16 protein-coding genes are annotated in these 17652 nt (G+C 63.8%); 3 read left to right on the top strand and 13 right to left on the bottom strand.

Translation table 11 applies throughout. The features are described 5' to 3' along the window. Positions 1-2: 2 nt before the first annotated feature. The 6 genes from NKH71_RS12120 to bglB all read right to left on the bottom strand — a co-directional run bounded on the left by NKH71_RS12120 (position 3) and on the right by bglB (position 7873). Complete coding sequence (locus NKH71_RS12120) at positions 3-1055, bottom strand: carbohydrate ABC transporter permease (RefSeq protein WP_023716976.1); 1053 nt, start codon at positions 1053-1055, stop codon at positions 3-5. Then, entirely contained in the window at positions 1052-2074 is a 1023-nt protein-coding gene (locus NKH71_RS12115) for a carbohydrate ABC transporter permease (RefSeq protein WP_023716975.1), read from the bottom strand. Before NKH71_RS12115 ends, NKH71_RS12120 begins: the two co-directional genes overlap by 4 nt. Then, entirely contained in the window at positions 2071-3339 is a 1269-nt protein-coding gene (locus tag NKH71_RS12110) for an ABC transporter substrate-binding protein (RefSeq protein ID WP_352494366.1), read from the bottom strand. Before NKH71_RS12110 ends, NKH71_RS12115 begins: the two co-directional genes overlap by 4 nt. 87 nt (positions 3340-3426) lie before the next feature. Further along, positions 3427-5946 (bottom strand): hypothetical protein, encoded by a 2520-nt coding sequence (locus tag NKH71_RS12105; protein ID WP_352589048.1) that lies wholly within the window; start codon positions 5944-5946, stop codon positions 3427-3429. After that, positions 5943-6776 carry a 5-dehydro-4-deoxy-D-glucuronate isomerase gene (gene kduI / locus NKH71_RS12100; protein ID WP_051409560.1) on the bottom strand — a complete coding sequence of 278 codons (834 nt, stop codon included), beginning with the start codon at positions 6774-6776 and terminating at the stop codon, positions 5943-5945. The genes NKH71_RS12105 and kduI overlap by 4 nt, the downstream gene beginning before the upstream one ends. Next, on the bottom strand, positions 6773-7873 hold the full coding sequence (gene bglB, locus NKH71_RS12095; RefSeq protein ID WP_352494368.1) for a beta-galactosidase BglB: 1101 nt from the start codon (positions 7871-7873) through the stop codon (positions 6773-6775). The genes kduI and bglB overlap by 4 nt, the downstream gene beginning before the upstream one ends. Positions 7874-7983: 110 nt before the next feature. On the opposite strand from bglB, the gene NKH71_RS12090 reads away from it, so the two are divergent. Next, complete coding sequence (locus tag NKH71_RS12090; protein WP_352494369.1) at positions 7984-9051, top strand: LacI family DNA-binding transcriptional regulator; 1068 nt, start codon at positions 7984-7986, stop codon at positions 9049-9051. Here NKH71_RS12090 and NKH71_RS12085 read toward each other — a convergent pair. Together NKH71_RS12085 and NKH71_RS12080 are read right to left on the bottom strand one after the other, a co-directional pair. After that, positions 9036-9518: a flavin reductase family protein gene (locus tag NKH71_RS12085; protein ID WP_023716969.1), complete on the bottom strand. Its 483-nt coding sequence runs from the start codon at positions 9516-9518 to the stop codon at positions 9036-9038. The genes NKH71_RS12090 and NKH71_RS12085 overlap by 16 nt on opposite strands. Further along, positions 9518-10675 carry an LLM class flavin-dependent oxidoreductase gene (locus NKH71_RS12080; protein WP_023716968.1) on the bottom strand — a complete coding sequence of 386 codons (1158 nt, stop codon included), beginning with the start codon at positions 10673-10675 and terminating at the stop codon, positions 9518-9520. Before NKH71_RS12080 ends, NKH71_RS12085 begins: the two co-directional genes overlap by 1 nt. A gap of 224 nt (positions 10676-10899) precedes the next feature. Here NKH71_RS12080 and NKH71_RS12075 point away from each other — a divergent pair, with 224 nt between their 5' ends. Then, positions 10900-11556 carry a GntR family transcriptional regulator gene (locus NKH71_RS12075; RefSeq protein ID WP_352589045.1) on the top strand — a complete coding sequence of 219 codons (657 nt, stop codon included), beginning with the start codon at positions 10900-10902 and terminating at the stop codon, positions 11554-11556. A gap of 60 nt (positions 11557-11616) precedes the next feature. Then, entirely contained in the window at positions 11617-12690 is a 1074-nt protein-coding gene (locus NKH71_RS12070; RefSeq protein WP_502898288.1) for a Gfo/Idh/MocA family protein, read from the top strand. 30 nt (positions 12691-12720) lie between these two features. On the opposite strand, the gene NKH71_RS12065 is transcribed toward NKH71_RS12070, so the two are convergent. The 5 genes from NKH71_RS12065 to NKH71_RS12045 all read right to left on the bottom strand — a co-directional run bounded on the left by NKH71_RS12065 (position 12721) and on the right by NKH71_RS12045 (position 17637). Further along, positions 12721-13779, bottom strand: coding sequence for an ABC transporter ATP-binding protein (locus tag NKH71_RS12065; protein WP_352639150.1), 1059 nt, complete (start codon positions 13777-13779; stop codon positions 12721-12723). 39 nt (positions 13780-13818) lie between these two features. Next, entirely contained in the window at positions 13819-14640 is an 822-nt protein-coding gene (locus NKH71_RS12060) for a carbohydrate ABC transporter permease (protein ID WP_352483688.1), read from the bottom strand. Beyond that, a complete protein-coding gene (locus NKH71_RS12055) occupies positions 14641-15543 on the bottom strand; it encodes a carbohydrate ABC transporter permease (RefSeq protein WP_352494401.1) in 903 nt (300 codons plus the stop codon). It abuts the gene before it with no gap. 35 nt (positions 15544-15578) lie between these two features. Then, positions 15579-16916, bottom strand: a complete 1338-nt coding sequence (locus NKH71_RS12050) for an extracellular solute-binding protein (protein WP_023716964.1) — start codon at positions 16914-16916, stop codon at positions 15579-15581. 61 nt (positions 16917-16977) lie between these two features. Continuing rightward, positions 16978-17637: a GntR family transcriptional regulator gene (locus tag NKH71_RS12045; RefSeq protein WP_023716963.1), complete on the bottom strand. Its 660-nt coding sequence runs from the start codon at positions 17635-17637 to the stop codon at positions 16978-16980. Between the last annotated feature and the right edge of the window lie 15 nt (positions 17638-17652).

Below are 17652 nucleotides of genomic sequence, written 5' to 3'. Positions count from 1 at the left end.
CCTCACTTCAGTCCGGTGCCGGCAATGCCGGAAGTGATGTAACGCTGCAGGAAGACGAAGACGAGGACGACGGGGATCATCGTCACCACGGTCATCGCCAGGATGTAGTGCCACTGCACGTTTAGCTGGCCGGCATAGGTGTTGAGGCCGACCTGGAGTGTGTAGAGTTCCTTGCGCGACAGCACCACCAGCGGCCACAGAAAGTCGTTCCAGCGCCAGACGACCGAGAAGATCGCCAGCACGGCGAGCGCCGGTGCTGCAAGCGGCAATACGATGCGCCAGTAGATCTGCCATTCGGAAGCGTTGTCCATGCGCGCCGCATCGAGCAGCTCGTCCGGGATGGTCAGCATATATTGGCGCAGCAGGAAGACGCCGGTCGGCGTCGCCACGGTCGGCAAGATCACGCCCCACAGCGAATCGAGCAGTCCGACGGCGCCCACCACCGAATAGAGCGGCACCAGGATGACCGACAGCGGCACCATCAGCGTACCGACGATCACAAGCATCGTCAGATCGCGGCCGCGGAACTTGTATTTCGACAAGGCGAAGGCGGCCATCGAATTGGTGAGCAGCGTGATCAGCGTCGCCATTGCCGTCACAAAGACCGAATTGCGCAGATAGCGCAGGAAGTCGAAATGGACGAAGGGCTCGGTGTAGTTCTCCGTTGCGAAGCCGATTTCGCGCACCGGCTGCCGGTCGGCGATGTTGACCTTGACGATATCGTTCGGCGCCTGCGGGTCCACCATTTGCGCCATGATGCCGATGCGCCGCACCTCGGCCAGCACCTTGGTCGAACCATCCGGAAGCTTCACCCTGTAGAGGGCCAGCGGCTTATCGTAGCCTTCGACCCTCGCCTGTTGGCTGACATAAGGCATTATGGTCGGCGGGAACTCGGCGAGCTGTGCCGGTGTCTTGAATGACGAACCCACCAGCCAAACGGCCGGACCGAACATGATGACAACGCCGCCGAGCAGCCACAGCCAGCTCACGATATCCGTCCAGTGCCAGCCGCGACCGCCGCGCCGGCGGGTCAGGAATGTCATGACGCTGCTCATTCGCGGGCTCCTTTCCGCTCACCCCGGCGTCCGACCTGCAGCTGAACTAAGGTGAGCACGACCAGCACCAACCCCATCAAGATCGAAGCCGCCGAAGCCAGCCCCGGATTGCGCAGCAGGGAGGCGAAGCCGATCTCATAGATGTACTGCGTGATATAGAGGGTCGAGGTTCCCGGCCCTCCACCCGTCAGCACATAGACTTCGTCGAAGATCTGCACGGCGCGGATCAGCGTCAGCACGATGACGACAAGCAGGTTAGGCATCAGCAGCGGCAGCGTGATGCGCCAGAACACCCGCGCCGGCTTCGTGCCGTCCATCTCGGCCGCTTCGTAAAGGTCGCGCGGGATCGCCTGCAATCCGGCAAGCAGGATAAGCGTATAAAAGCCCATATGGGCCCAGACCGAAACGCTGACGGCGGCGGTGAAAGCCCAGAAGCGGTCGGTCAGCCAGTTGTGCGGCTCGCCGCCCAGATCATGGACGATCAGGTTCAGCAAGCCCTGGCGTTGCAGGATCCAGCGCCAGATCAGACCGGTGACGACAGGCGACAGCAGCACCGGAAAGAAGAACACCGCGCGCCAGAAGCTGCGCCCGACGATCTCACGGTTGAGGATCAGCGCTGTCGCCATCGACACGACCGTCATCAGCGCCACCTGCACGACGACGAACAGGCCGGTATTGTGCACGGCCTTCCAGAAGAGATCCTCGTGGCAAGTGGCAGTGTCCAGGTAGTTGCCGCAATCGAGCAGGCGCTGGTATTGCTCGAGCCCGACATAGGTTCGGTCCTGCAGGAAGTAGGCCGTTCCTGACGTGGCCGAATAGAAGAAGTTGATGATCATCGGCACCAGGACGAAAATGCCGAAGATCGCCATGTTTGGGGCCAGGAAGAACGCGGCCATGCCGCCGGTGCCCGTCGCGCGCTGCCAGAACTTCAGCGGCACGTTGACGATCGATGCCAGCCACACGACCGGCGCCGCGAGGGCGGCGCCAATCCATGCCTTCAGTGTCGCGGCGGCGGTCACTTCGCCTCGGCAACCTTGTCGGCGATATCCTGGTCGATCCTGCCCCAGGCATCGTCGAGGCTGAGCTCGCCGGCCATCACCTGGCTGACGCGCGTCACCAGCGCGGCGAAGTAAGCATTGGCCCACTTCCACGGCGGCAGCGCATCGGCCGCCGGCAGGGTTTCACCCGCCGCCTTGACGAATTTGTCGAGCGCCGGACCGACATTCTTGTCGGCCGAGACCCATTTCAGCCCGCCCTTGTCTACGACGCCCTTGTGCGCGGGCAGAAACAGCGTGCGCTCGCTGAACTCTTCCACCACGTCTTCACGGGCCAGATAATCCATGACCTTGGCGACATCCTTGGGATTCTTCGTGTATTTGATGGCGACCAGCGCCGCGCCGCCTTTCACGCCCGAACAGCCTGTAGTACCGCAGGGCGAGCCGGTTGCCACCCAGTCGAAACTGTCGCCGATCTTGGTCGACAGATTGGCGACCTGCCAGCTGCCCGAATAGTAGAACGGGATCTGGGCGTTGATGAAGTCGTCGGCGGCCGCGCGGTAGGTCGAGCCTGCCGCCGACACCCAGGTATCCTTCAGCATCAGGCCCTTGGCGGTCCAGTCGACGAGCTTGCCGACGAACGCCTTGGTGCCGTCGTCCACTTTGGCCGGCATGCCATTGGGGCCGATATAGTTCGCTCCGAAGGAGACATTCGGACCCGAAATGCGGTGGCCGGAACGGTCGATGGCGAAGGCAGCCGGAAGCTGTTGGCTCTTCGCCACCTCGGCGGCGGCGTTGATCCAGTCGTCCCAGGTCGCCTTGTCGCCGGGCAGCGGCACGCCGGCCTGTTCGAACAACGTCTTGTTGGCGAAGCCGCCGGTGAGCGTGAGCTGGGTCATGAAACCCGGGATGGCGTTGGAGCCGTCGGGGCGCATCCAGTCCAGCGTGTCAGCGAAATTGTCCTCCCAATATTTCGGATCGGCCACCAGTGGCCTGAGATCGAGCCAGTGCTGGGCAAGCTCCTTGATGTTCGTGACGCGGGCGATGTCCGGGCCCTGGCCGGCTTCGAGCTGGATGGGCAGCTGCTCCTGGATCACCTTGTAGGCGACGTTGTCGAGCGTGACGTGGATGTCGGGATTGTCCTTCATGAAGCGGTTCAGAATGTCCTGAATGACATCGCCTTCGACACCGTCCGAATACCACATGATGCGCACGTCGCCGGCAAACGCGCTGGTCGATGCGAGCAGACTGACCGATAGCGCGGCCAGCAAAGTGCGGGACTTATTCATGCTTTCGTCTCCTCCTTTAGCGGGGCGGCGCCCCGATAGTTCAAGCCGCTACGCCCTCTCCTCTTGAGCGTCGCAGCCGATTCCTCCCTACTCTCTGTGCTTCATGCGCATCGCCTCACCGCGCACGGTCCAGTTGGCCGGATCGAGTGTACGTCCCTCGGCCACGATCCTTGCGTCGGCGAGGAAATGCACCGTGCCGTACTCCGGATCCTCGACGATCAACTCGCCGTCGGGACCCGACCGCACCGACAGGCCGGCAAAGGCGCCCGCCCAGGCGTCGAGCGCCGGCAGATTGGCATCCCTGTCACCGAGGCGAACGATCCATGTCGTCCTGCGTCCCGCCGCCCGCAACTCGTTGCCGGCCGTCGGGCCGGCCTCTACCTGCGTGAGCGGAACATCCGTCTTCAGCATGACGAAGGCGCCGCCGGATTGCGCGAACGCCCGATCGCCACCCACTCGCACGGCATCGAAGGCACGTGCGGGGAACCAGGCGTGCGTGAAGTCGGGCTGTTCATCCGAGCAGGAGAAGCTGACGATGGCGAGGTCGCGGTATTGGTGAAGCCGGGGCAACGTGCCTGAGCCACCCCAATATGATGGTCTGCCATATCCCGACTGCAGCACTTCGCCGGGGTGGTTGATCCAGATCTGCGCATCCGGATTCTTGCCCAGCCGGGCGTGAATGACGGTCTCCTGATAACCCCATTGATTCCAGCGATAGCCAGCGGCGCTGCCCATCGCATGGCCGCGCGTCTTGTAGTGGTAGAGCCGCGCGAAGCGGTCTTGTCCCTGCGCGAAAGTCCATTCCCACGCCGTATCGTCGGTGAGGGAAGCAATTGCTGCCAACCCGTCCGGAACGCTCAAATCGTGATCCCGCAGGCACAATGCCAGCTGCGGCAGCGCGTGAAAGCGCATGCCGTAATTGCCCTTGCCCCAAAGCATGCGGCAGATGCCGGACAATTCCAGGGAACGCGCGGCGCGCAGCGTGTGCTCGTAGGAGCGGCCCTGCGCCCCGGTGAGGATGCCGCGATGCGCCGAGCGGGCGACGATTTCAAGCAGGCGTATGACTGCGTTGCCGGCACGTTCGGCGATGTCCTTGTCCGGGGCCAGCGCGCAGAGCGCGCACAGGCCCTTGAGGTCGATCGGAAAATAGGGCGCCGAGTTGAACTCGGCCATCTCCCATGCCTCGAAATGATCGAGCCAGGCGCGTACCCGCGCGGCTCCCACCGCGGACTGTTCGCGGCCAAGGCGGCCCGACCGCACGAACCGCACATCAGGCAACAGGCTCCCAGCAATATAGGCGGCGGTGTGGAAGAGCAGCGCGTGGTTCTCGGAGAAGTACCACTGCACATCATTGCCGGGCTCGTCCATCCAGTAGCGATAGCCGAGGATGGCGTTGTCGATGCGCGCGCGCAGGCTCACTTCCAGCCGATCGCCATAGGCCTTGCGGCACCACAGCAGCGGCACCAGGATGAAGTCGGCGCAATCGTGACAATCCTCGATCGCCGGCAGCGTGCCGGAGATCATGGCGTCGGTCTCGGCGCCCTGCTGCCCGATCGCCAGGCGCGCCAGCGCGCGCACCGTATCGGCCTCGGCGTGATCGGCGACCTCGCGCAAAGCCTCATCTATACGCGCGGTAAGCGTTTCCGGCGCATCGCCCTGACGGTGCGCGTGGCATATCTCGACGCCGAAGACACGCGATACGGCATGGTCTGCGACCCTCAGCGACACCTTGAAATGGCGAAAGTCGGCCGGCAGCTGCTCGGTATCGGCGATCGGCAGCCGCGTCTGGCCCGTTGGCAGATCGAAGGCGAAGCGCACCGGCGTCTCGATCGACATGAAATCGCCTTCGATCTCGATCTCGACTTGCGCGTCGCGCGGCAGGGCCACGCCGGTGACGAGCGCCACCTCGCCGCCGTCATAGGCGGGACGGTCGAAATGCATGTCGTCGAGGGCTGCTTCCATCGCATCGGCAACGCCGCTCTCGACTTCGATCGGCAGTGCGACCGAAGCAGCCGGACCGGATAGATAATCGAGCTGGAAATAGTAGCGGGCGTCGCGCTCGGCGAGATCGTCGAACCATATGCGAATGTCGTTGCGGCCGACCCTCAGCACGATCTTGAAGTGCTCGGCACTTTCCAGATTGCGGCCGTAGGGCGCCATCCAGCCGGCTTCCTCGCCATTGGCAAAGAGTATGGCGCCGCCGCATGTACGCAGCCGTACCATCACCTCGCCACTCGAGGCCGCCTCGATGGTGGTCTCGGCCCAGGTCCCAAGCACCGTCGGCCGGAACCAGAAGCCCGACAGGTCGATGCGTGGCGAGGCGAAGGGCAACCAGATGCGCTCAGCGCCGAATTCGGCGCTGACCTGTGGTCGCTTGCCGCGTCGTTCCGCTGCGAACTGCGTGCGGCACGGATATTCATGGGGAATGAAATTCTTGTGCTTGGTAAGGAAGAAGAAGGGATCCATCTCGCCTTGCATGGGCTGGTCGGCCACGTCGTAGCGTTGCTCGGCGATAGACCCGAGCCGCCAATAGACGATTGGCTGCCCCGCCACGAGCGGCCGGCGCAGCGTAAAGTCCGTCCGAACGCTTTGCGCGGCCTCGCTCATCGCAAATCCTTCACGGGTACTGGATCGACATCGGTGTAGGCCTGGTTCTCGCCGGTCATGCCCCAGACGAAAGCATAGGGGCCGGTGCCGGCACCCATATGGATAGACCAGGCGGGCGACAGGACAACGTCACCGTCCGCAACCATCAGGTGGCGCGTCTTGTCAGGCCGGCCCATCAGATGGACCACACGGTCGGCCTCGGCGAGGTCGAAGTAGCAATAAGCTTCCATGCGCCGCTCATGCAGATGCGGCGGCATGGTATTCCACACACTGCCCGGCGCGAGGTCGGTGATCCCCATCAGCAAGAGGCAGGACGGGGCCACTTCGGGATGGATGTACATGCGCAGCGTGCGCCTGTTCGCGCGAGCCTCCTCGCCGAGCACAAGCGGCTTGGCTTCGCTGTTGACGATGAGACGGTGCGCAATAGCGGCGCCGGCCGGCACCGAGTTCATATAGAAGCGTGCCGGCCTCTCCGGATCGTCGCTCTCCAGCGTCACCTCGCGCGCTCCGCGTCCGATATAGACGATGTCGCGGTTAGCCACGGGAAAGCGCCTGCCGTCCACCGCGACGGCGCCATTGCCGCCGAGATTGGCGATGCCCATCTCGCGCGCGTCAAAGAAGAGCGGCGTGCCGACTTCGGCCCCGTTGCCGAATGTCAGCGGGTTGGCCAGCGGCACCGCGCCACCGACGATCATGCGGTCGACATGGGTGTAGACGAATTCGATCGCGCCGGGCCGGAACAAGCCGTCGACCAGGAACTCGGCCCTCAGCCGGTCCGTGTCCATGCCGGCAATATCGCCCGGCGACACGCCATAGAGCGTCCGCATCATGCCGCCTCCACCTTCGACTGCAGATGCCGGGTCCCTTCGGTCAAGCACAGAATGGCCAGCGCCTGTCCGTAGCCCGTCGGATGGATGGGTATATCGCGATAGAACTGCAGGTCGGCGCCCATGCGTGTGCCATAAGACACGTTCGCCACCACACCTTTGTCATCGATGTTGGCCACCACGGCTTCCAAGGCGCGGAGGCCGGCGGCACGGCACTCTGTCGAGCCGATTCCGAGCCGCGCGGCCTTCATCAACCCGTAGCCGAAGCCGGCCGTGGCGGAAATCTCCTCGTAAGACGTCGGGTCGTCGAGCAGAGTGTGCCATGCGCCCGAACCTGCCTGCACCTCGAGCAGGGCGTTGATCTGCGTCTCCAGCACGCCGAGCAGATAGGCCCGGACCGAGGGTGCAATTTCGGCGAACTCCACCAGTTCGAGGATACCGACGGTAATCCAGGCATTGCCTCTCGCCCAACGCGCACGGGCGAAATTGTGCCGTCCCGCGAACGTCCAGCCGTGAAACCACAGCCCTGATGCCGGATCGGCGAGATAACGGGCGTGGACCAGGAATTGCCTTTCTGCTTCCTCGACGAAGCGACGCTGACCGGCAGCCTGGCCGTAGGATGCGAGGAACAGCGCCACCATGAACAGCGTGTCGTCCCACAATTCGTCGTCGTTGACCCGGTCCGAAACATCATGCTGGAAACCGCCTTCGGGCGTCCGTGGCAAGGCGGTGACTACCTGCTCGGCCCATTCGCGCAGGACCGGCTCGAAGCGCGGCTGGCGCCGGCGCCGCCACAATTCGCTTAGCGCCAGCAGAGGCGCCGTGGTGTTGACGTTCATCGCAGGGAGACCGGCAGCGATGCGTCGGTCGTACCAGGCCTCGATCGTCTGCAGCAGCCGATCGTCGCCGGTCTGCGCCCACAGCCGAACCAGCCCGTAGAGCCCGACGCCCTGCGGCCATTCCCAGCTGTCGAAGCTGACATAGTCGCCCGGCGTGCCGTCGAGATTCGGCTCATGGAACCGCCCGTCATGACGCAAGCCGGTCATGCCGGCCACGAGGCTGGCAAGCACGGAATTCAGGCGTTCGGCCGACAGCGGCATCACTCCTCCCGTTTCTCCCGCTTCATCGGAACTGTTTCACAGCCATTTTTCTTGCGCAATCTGAAAATTTTTTGCATTAATCGGGTGACTTGGCGGAGATGACGGAGCGGATGAATATCCAGGGCAAGCGCGGGCGCCCCAGCCGCCGCATTCGACTTGAGGAGATCGCGGCGCGTTGCGGCGTGTCGGTCAGCACCGCCTCCCGTGCGCTGAGCGGTGTCGGCGGCGTGAGGGACGAGCTTCGCACCAGGATCATCGAAACGGCGAAGTCGATGAACTATGCCATTCCCGCCTCGGTTGCCGGCCGCAAGGTCATCCTGGCCGCAAGCAGCGTGGCAATGGTGGACAGTGCCCGCAATCAGTTCACCTACCATGTCCTTGATGGGCTCAACGAGCGCGCCCGGTTGCTGGGCGTCGAACTGGTGACCCGGCCGGTTTCGGCGCCCGAGGACGAAATCGCGCTGCTGCGTGAATCCGAGCGCGACGACACCGTCGCCGGCTGCCTGTTTCTGACACTGGACGATGACGATGTGCTGACGCTGACAGCCGGATTCGCCAAGCCGATCGTGCTCGTCAACGGCGACGATCCCTCGATGCGCCATTCGAGCGTGACGCCCTGCAATCGCTCTGCCGCCATGCTTGCCGCGCAGCATCTGATCGGCCTCGGCCACCGCCGCATCCTGTTCCTGATGCGGCGTGGGCGGCGCACGATCGAGCGGCGCTACGAAGGTTGGCGCGACGCGCTGATCACGGCCGGCATTGTCGGCTTCGACGACTTCGTGGTCGAGGTGCAGGACTGGCTGCCGGAACTTGCGAGCAGGGCCGTGACCGAGCGCATCGCGGCCCGCGGCCTCGATTTCACCGCCGTGCTGACGGCCGGCGACAGCCTGGCGTTTGGTGCCATCGCCGGCGTCCAGGAGGCCGGATATTCGGTGCCTGGCGATGTGTCCGTGGTCGGTATGGACGACTTGCCGCTCGCTGCCTTCTGCAATCCGCCGCTGACGGCGATGCACATTCCCATGCGCGAGATCGGATCGGCGGCGCTTAGCCTGTTGCTCGACGACATGGCCCATTCGGGGTCGCCGCCGCGTCGCGTCGAACTTGCCTGCAATCTCGTGGTGCGCCAGTCGACGGCACCAGCCCGGAGCGGCGCCGGCGGTCATCAACTGGCCTCTTGAGCGCGCGACTTGCCGCCAGCAAAGAGCAACGGCAACCCCTCTTGCGTCTCCAGTTCAAGGACACGTCCAAGCAGGATCATATGGTCGCCAGCCGGAAAGCGGTCGGCGACGCTGCATTCGAACCGCGCCAGCGCGCGCGGCAGCAATGGCACGCCGTGCTCGCTCCATGACAGGTCAAGATCGGCAAAGTCCGTCCCCGACTTCGAAAAACGCCAGCACAGATCGATTTGATCTTCCGCCAGCACGTGAATGGCGTAGTGCGCGGAATTGGCGAAGGCTTCGAACCGGCGCGAGTGGCGGCCGATAGACCAGAGCACCAGCGGCGGGTCGAGCGACACGGATGAGAAGCTGTTGGCGGTGATTGCGACCGGGCCGTCGGCCGTGCCGGTGGTGACGACCGTGACGCCGGTGGCGAAACGCCCGAAGGCATTGCGCAAAAGGCCTGGATCGCACACGACATGCTCCATCAGCGGCGCTCCCCCGTTCCCAGTGGTGTCGCCGGGATCCGTTCGGGCACCCGGCCATAGGCGTGCGGGAGCGAGCATGTCTTGAGCTGGGGCAGGACCTTGGTGCCGAAATGACGCGCCTCGTCGAGATGGGGGTAGCCGGAAAAGATGAAGGCGCGGATCCCCATCTTCATATACGCCTCGATTTCCGACAGAACCTGATCGGTCGAGCCCACCAGCGCCGCGCCGCAGCCAGAGCGCGCCCGCCCGACCCCCGTCCACAGATGCGGCTCGACATAGCCTTCGGCATCGGCGATCTGGCGGTTCCTGGCCTGGTGCGATACGCCGAGCGATCGGGCGTCGAGCGCGCGCTCGCGGATCGCCCTGCCCTGCTCGTCGTCCAGCCTCGAAACCAGCTCCCGGGCATATTCCTTTGCCTCTGCCTCGGTATCGCGCACGATCATGTGGACGCGCAGGCCGTAGTCGAGCGTCCGCCCATGACGCTCGGCGCGCTCGTGGACTGCTCTCATGCGGCCGGCAAGCTCCTCCTTGGTTTCCGGCCACATCAGGTAGACGTCGCACTGTTCGGCGCAAAGCTCGAGCGCGTCGGGCGAATAACCGCCGAAATAGAGCAGCGGGCCGCCATTCTGCTGATAGGGCTTCGCCGGCGCCGTCGAGAGCCCTTTGTAGCGATAGACCTCGCCCTCGAAATCGATGCTGTCCCTGGTCCAGGCCTGGCGCAGGATCTGCACCACCTCGCGGGAACGCTGATAGCGGTAGGCGCTGTCGGCTGTCTCGCCCGGAAAGTCCGACGAAATGACGTTCACCGTCAGCCGGCCTTCCAGCATGTGGTCCAGCGTCGCAATCGTGCGCGCCAGCATGATCGGCTGCATCTCGCCGCAGCGCACAGCGGCAAGCAGATTGATCTTCGACGTGATCGGCGCGCAGCCGGCAACGAAGCTCAGCGTGTCCTGGCCGACCTGATAGGACGACGGACACAAGATGTTGCGGAAACCGAGTGCCTCGGACGTCTTCACGATCTCGGAGCAATGCGCCCAGCCCGAGCGCAGTGCGCCGTCCGGCACGCCGAGATATCGATAGTCGTCCGAGCAGAGTGCGGCGAACCACGAGACTTCGGCAGCATCGAGATCCGGCGAGGTGATTGGGACGATGCTCATTGCCACTCTTCAGAAAAGACGTCCGGGCCACTCAATGACGTCCGGAGCTGCGAATAGGGCTTGCGTAGCATTCGTTTCTGTGTAGATCAATACTGTATCAATTTTGGAGCCAAACCCGAAACCGAGATGCGATTGGAACACCGATGCATTTGACAAGGGCGGACCCAGGCCACCGATCCAGCCAGATGCGCGGGCCCTTGCCTGTGCACTTGCAGACCAGCGAAATGCTGATCCGCGAAATCGCGGCCGGACGGCTGCCCGACGGGGCGCGGCTGCCGCCCGAGCGCGAGATGGCCGCGAGCCTCGGGATTGCCGTCGGCACGCTCAGGCGCGCGCTGGCAGATTTGACCGAAAAGGGCCTTCTCGATCGCATCCAGGGCTCGGGTAACTATGTGCGAGCGCGCGGCGACTTGCTCGGGATCTATGCCTTCTTTCGCCTGGAGCGCATCGGCGGTGGCGGCCTGCCGAGCGCCGACGTGCTGTCCGTCGAGCGGCTGCCCAAGCCCGCCGACCTGCCGCAATTCGGCAGCACCGGCGAAGCCCACCGTATACGCCGGCTGCGGCGGCTTGACGGCGAGCCGGCCGCGGTCGAGGAGATCTGGCTCGACGTCAGCCGCGCCGAGCGGCTCAAGCGCGAGGACCTGTCGGAATCCCTCTATCTCCACTACCGGCTCGCGCTCGGCTTTTCGATCGTTCGCGCCGAAGACCATGTTGCCGTCGCGCCTGCGCCGGACTGGGCCCCGCTCGAGTTCAGGCCATCGCCGGGGACGGTCGTGGGTTTCATTGAACGTATCGCCTGGGCTGGCGACGGCGCCAGCGCGGAATATTCCCGCAGCTGGTTCGATCCGGGCGCGGCGCGCTACGTCACGCGTTTCAGATAGGCCGGAGGAAGTCGCAGCGTGACCAGATCATCGATCGGCTACGGCATCATCGGCTGCGGCATGATGGGCCGCGAGCACATCCGCAACATCGCTCTGTTGCCCGACGCGCATGTGGCCGCGATCTTCGAGCCGGACCCCGGCATGTTGGCGGCGTCGCTGGCGACGGCGTCGGGCGCGCGATCGGCGGCATCGATCGCCAAACTGCTGGCCATGGACGAGGTAGACTGCGTCTTGATTGCCAGCCCCAACCACCAGCACCTCGGTCAGATGGAGCAGATCGCCGCACTTCGACCACTGCCGGTGCTGGTGGAAAAGCCGCTCTTCACCGACGCCGCTGGCGAGGGGCGGATCGCGGCGCTGAAAGCTCGGCTTCCGCTCGTGTGGGTGGCCATGGAATACCGCTATATGCCGCCCGTCGCCGCATTCATCGAGCAGGCGCGCCACGCCACCGGCGGCATCCGCATGCTGACGGTCCGCGAGCACCGTTTCCCGTTTCTGACCAAGGTCGGCGACTGGAACCGCTTCAACCGCAACACCGGCGGCACGTTCGTCGAGAAGTGCTGCCACTTCTTCGACCTGATGCGGCTGATCCTCGGATCCGACCCCGTCCGCGTGATGGCGAGCGCTGGACAGGCCGTAAACCATCTCGACGAACGCTACGGCGGTGAGAGGCCGGATATCCTTGACCATGGCTATGTGCTGGTTGATTTCGCGAGCGGTGCGCGCGCCATGCTGGAACTCTGCATGTTCGCCGAGGGCAGCCGCTACCAGGACGAACTCTGCGCTGTCGGCGGCGACGGAAAGATCGAATGTCTGGTGCCGGGTCCCGGTCGCTTCTGGCCGACCCACCTTGGCCCTGCGCCAGTGCCCCAGTTGATCGTCAGCCCGCGCAATCTGCCTGGACCACGCCTGCTGGAGATTCCCGTCGACCCCCGGCTGCTCGAGGCAGGCGACCATAACGGTTCGACCTATTTCGAGCATGTCCGCTTCACCGCTGCGGTGCGCGGACAAGGCAAAGTGGAAGTGACCTTGCAAGACGGCTGGTGGGCCGTCGTCATGGGTCTCGCCGCCCAGAGATCGGCCCGCGAAGGCCGCGCCATCGAACTTGCCGTTGAATTCGCGTTGCCGACCTGAGGCCGACCACGCATTCACCAGACCATAGGGTCAGATGCGCCGACCGGTTGCTGCGTCGAACAGATGCGCACATGCGCGGTCGATCTCGATCCGCACCGGCGCGCCCTGCTTGAGCGGAAGCCGTTCGCGGAAAAGGCAGGAAATTTCCTCGCCGGCGCAGTCGACCTTGGCGAAGATTTCCGAACCTGTGGCTTCCAGAAGCGTGACCGTGCCTGGCATTCCCCCGGCAGTTGCGCGGATATGTTCGGGGCGGATGCCGTAGACGAGTTCGCGTCCTGCGGCATCCGCCGGCTGGGCGCCTTCCGGCAACGGCAGGATCAACCCGCCGGCGCTGCGGAACACGCCCTCCTCGATGCGGCCGGCAATGAAGTTCATGGCGGGCGAGCCGATGAAACCGGCAACGAAGAGATTGGCCGGATGGTCGTAGAGGTCCAGCGGCGCGCCGATCTGCTCGACCAGGCCGTCATGCAGTACGACGATCTTGTCGGCCATAGTCATGGCCTCGATCTGGTCGTGCGTGACATAGATGGTCGTGGTACCCAGCCGCTGGTGCAGGGCCTTGATCTCGCCGCGCATCTGGACGCGCAACTTGGCGTCGAGGTTGGAGAGCGGCTCGTCGAACAGGAAGACCTGCGGGTCGCGTACGATCGCGCGGCCCATGGCGACGCGCTGGCGCTGGCCGCCGGAAAGCTGGCGCGGATAGCGGTCGAGCAGCTTTTCGAGGCCAAGAATGCCGGCTGCCTTCCTGACCCGCCCAGCGGTATCGGTCGGGTCGGCTTTCTTGATCTTGAGGGCAAAGCCCATATTGTCGGCCACAGTCATATGCGGATAGAGCGCATAGTTCTGGAACACCATCGCGATGTTCCGGTCTCGCGCCCGCAGATTGTTGACCATGCGCTCGCCGATTGCGATCCTCCCGCCCGAGATCGTTTCAAGTCCGGCAATCATGCGCAGCAGCGTCGACTTTCCGCATCCCGACGGGCCGACCAGGATGACGAACTCGCCGTCGGCGATATCGACACTGACGTCGTGAATAATCTTGGTGGCCCCGAAGGCCTTCTGCACGTTGTTGATCGTTACCGATGCCATTGGATCTTTCCTGGAAAAAAAGTGATGTCCGGACGCGCCTCAGCCGCCCTTGACGGCGCCGGCGGTCAACCCCGCGACGATCTGCCTTTGCGCGAACATGGTCAGGATCAGCACCGGCAACGTCACCACCAGCGCCGCCGCGGCGAGCGGCCCCCAGCTGACCTGCTCGTAGGACAGCATGTTGTAGACGGCGACCGGCAATGTGCGCGTCTCCCGGCTGGCGAGCACCACGCCGAAGACGAAATTGTTCCACGAGAAGATCACGGACAGGATGAAGGCGACGACGATGCCCGGCTTGGCGATGGGCAGGGCAACCAGCCGGAAAACCTGCCAGGAGTTGGCGCCGTCGATGTTGGCCGCCTCTTCCAGTTCCATCGGCGTGGTCTCGAAATAGCCGATCATCACCCAGACCACGATCGGCACCGTCACCACCAGATGGATGATGATCTGCGGCCAGAGCGTGCCGAGGATCCCGATCCATTGGAACAGCAGAAACAGCGGGATGAGATAGGATAGCCCAGGCGTCATGCGGGCGATCATGATGACGACCGCCGACCGTTCAGCCTTGAGCCGTGCGATGCCATAGCCGGCCGGTACGCCGATCAGCAGCGCCAGCAAGGTCGCCGTGCCGGTCACCAGAACCGAGTTCCAGAGATAGAGCAGGAAATTGTTCTCCTCGAACACCTTTACATAGTTCGACCAGGCGAAACGTTCGGGGATCAGGATCGGCGGATAGGCACCGTTGTCGATTTCGAACTTCAGCGACAGCGAGATCATCCAGAGGAAGAACAGGATCGCCGGCGAGACGAAAACCAGGGCAGCGAAAAACAGACCGATCTGGTTGAGCAGCCGCGAACTCATCTATTTGCCCTCCGTATCGATCCACTGCGAGCGTTGACGCAGCATTAGGAGGACAAAAGACAGGGCCACGATGACAATGAAGAACACCACGGCCATGGCCGAGCCGTAGCCGATATCGTAGTAGGAGAAGGCGGTGTTGTAGAGATAGATGTTGATGGTTTCCGAGGCCGTGCCCGGCCCGCCCTGGGTCATCGCGTAGATGATGTCGAAGCTCTTCAGCGCATCGATGGTGCGGATGATGACCGCGATCATCAGGAACGGTGCGATCATCGGCAAAGTGAGATAGCGGAATTGCTGCCAGGCATTGGCGCCGTCGATCTCGGCGCTTTCGAAGGGCTCGCGCGGCACCGAAGCCAGCCCACCCAGCACAATCAGCATGACCAGCGGCGTCCACTGCCAGGTCTCGACCGCAACCAGCGACGGGATGACCGTGTTGGCATTGAATATCCATTCCTGAGCCGGGATGCCGACCAGCGACAGCAAGTAGTTGAGTACGCCGAGCTGAGGATGGAACATCATGGTCCAAACCAGTGCCACAGCAACGGGCGTCGCCATCATCGGCATGACGAAGACGCCGCGCAGCAGACCGCGCAGCGGAAACCTGGCGTCGAAGATCAGGGCGGCCACGGTGCCCAGGAGCATCGGCGCTGCAACCGAGAGGAAGGTGTAGGTCAACGTATGAACAAGGGATTCCCAGAAACGTGGGTCGCTTGCCAGGCGGAGGTAGTTTTCCATCCCGGCAAAGCTCCGCGACTGGCCGAGCGTCCAGCGGTTGACGCTCATCCACAGCGTGAAAGCCCAAGGAAAAACGATGACGGCGCCAACGACGACGAGTGCGGGGACAACGAAAGGCCAGTAGTTGGGAGCCAGCCGGATCGTCTGGCTCCCGTCGATAACCGGCATCGTCACCCCGGTCTGTTCTGGGGTGGTGGCCGACATCAGCCCTGCTCGCTCCTGTCGAGAACCGGCTGGAACTGCTCGGTGGCCTTCTTCAGCTCGGCGGCGGGATCGGCGCCGGCAATCATGTTGGTCAGCGCCACGCCATAGATGTCGCGGAATTCGGTGACGGGAATGATGACCGGCAGCGCCAGCCGGCTGATATTGCCTGAGCCGATCACGGCATCAAGCCAGCTTGCCGGCATAGTGACGCCTTCGCGCACCTTGGGATCCTCCAGCACGGATTTGCGGAACGGAACGCCGGCGCCGGCCTGCAACAGCCTCGCGCCCATGGCTGGCGATACCGCCCACTGGCAGAACAGATAGGCGGCCTCCTTCTTCTCGCTGGCGGCGGTAACGCCAATCCCGTCGCCAAAGGTGCCCGAGGCATGCGCCTTGGGACCCTTGGGCATGACGCCGTAGCCGACCTTGCCGACCACCCTCGATTTTTCCGGGTTTTCCATCGGCGGGGCAAAACCCACGCCGTCGAGCCACATGCCGATCTTGCCTTGCAGGAAGGCAGACTGTGCTTCGGCCCAATTGAACCCGGTGACGCCCGGAGGGGCGGACTTGGTCATCAATCTTTGATAGAGCGCGGCAGCCTCGATCGCCTCGGGAGCCTCGGTGCGCAGCTTGCCCTTGTCGTCGAGCGGCGTCATGTCGTAGCCGAGCATCAGCGATGTCCACACCGGCGTATTTGCGTTCTTGAGCCCGCGGGCGACGAAGCCGTATGTATTGGTCGACGGGTCGGTCAGCGCTTCGGCGGCGGCCACCAGTTGCTCGAAGGTCTCGGGGTATTTGAGGCCCTTGGCCTCGAACAGCTCCTTGTTCCAATAGAGTATCCAGTAGTCCACCGAGAAGGGTAGCGAGCGCAGCACGCCCTGGCCGTCCTTGGCAAACAGCATGCCGGCCTCGGCGAAGTCGCTTTCGACCAACCCCGGGTCGGTGAGCGACGGGTCGGCGAGGTAGCCGGCGATGTCAGCCAGCCAGCCACCTTTCTCGAACTGGCGCTTTTGCACGTGGTAGCTCAGATGCACGACGTCGAAGCTGGGCTTGCCCGAGCTCAATTCGATCACCGTCTTCTGGCGCTGCTGCTGCTCGGGCGTGGCCTCGGCATTGACCTTGATGCCGGTCAGTTCCTCGAACTCGGCGAGATATTTCAGGATGGTGTCGCTGCGCGGGCTTTTCACCAGATTGACGTCAAGCGTCGTCCCGGCAAAGCGTTTCCAGTCGACGCCTGCGGCAAAGCTAGGGCGGAGCCCCACAAGGCCGGCGGCGGTGAGCGCCGCGGTTCCGGCAAGGAGTTGCCTCCTGGTTGGGTTGAACAGATTGGACGACATTTCTTCCTCCCGGTTGCTGTCGTTGTGGATGCGCCGCGAACCGCGGCGCGGCTATATTTCCTCAGATCTGGAGCGCCAGCCGGCGCGCATTGTCGATATGCAGACTGATCGCTTCAACCGCCTTTTGCGAATTGCGGCTCTCCATGGCTTCGATGACCGCCAAATGTTCGCGCATCACCGGCACCACGCGACCGTCGATGCGGAAACGCTCCTGGTGGATCAGCCGGATTTTCACCGAGTTGACCAGATAGGCCTTGGCGATGATCTCGTTGCCCAGCGCATTGATAAAGGTATCGTGCATGGCCCAGTCGATGGTCTGGGCCTTGGCTTCCATTTCCGGCGTCGGCGCCTGCCCCAGAGCTTGAGCCAGCATCTCCTCGTGTTCGCGCCGCATGCGGGCAAGTTCGGCATCTGAAGCGCTGGCCGTGAATAGCGCCACCGCCTCGCGTTCCATGAATAGCCGAAACTGAAAGGCCTCGCGGATCAGATTGATGTCGATGTGCGCGATTTGCATGCCGCGCTGCGGGATGGTGGTCAGCAATCCCTCGGCCTCGAGACGCGGGACGATCTCGCGAATAGCGCCCAGCGGCAGCCCGGTGAAAGCGACCAGTTCGCGCTGTGACACGAACTGCCCCGGCCGCAGATCACGGGCCAGCAAATGCCGCGTGAAGCTGGCATAGGCTTTCTCCCGGAGAGTGATCGGTTCGCTGCCGTCTTCCACTTCAGCTCGCTTCCT

The sequence above is a fragment of the Mesorhizobium sp. M0983 genome (assembly GCF_040318975.1).
In the GTDB taxonomy this organism is placed as follows: Bacteria; Pseudomonadota; Alphaproteobacteria; order Rhizobiales; family Rhizobiaceae; genus Mesorhizobium.
This window is presented reverse-complemented; position numbering and strand designations above follow the sequence as displayed.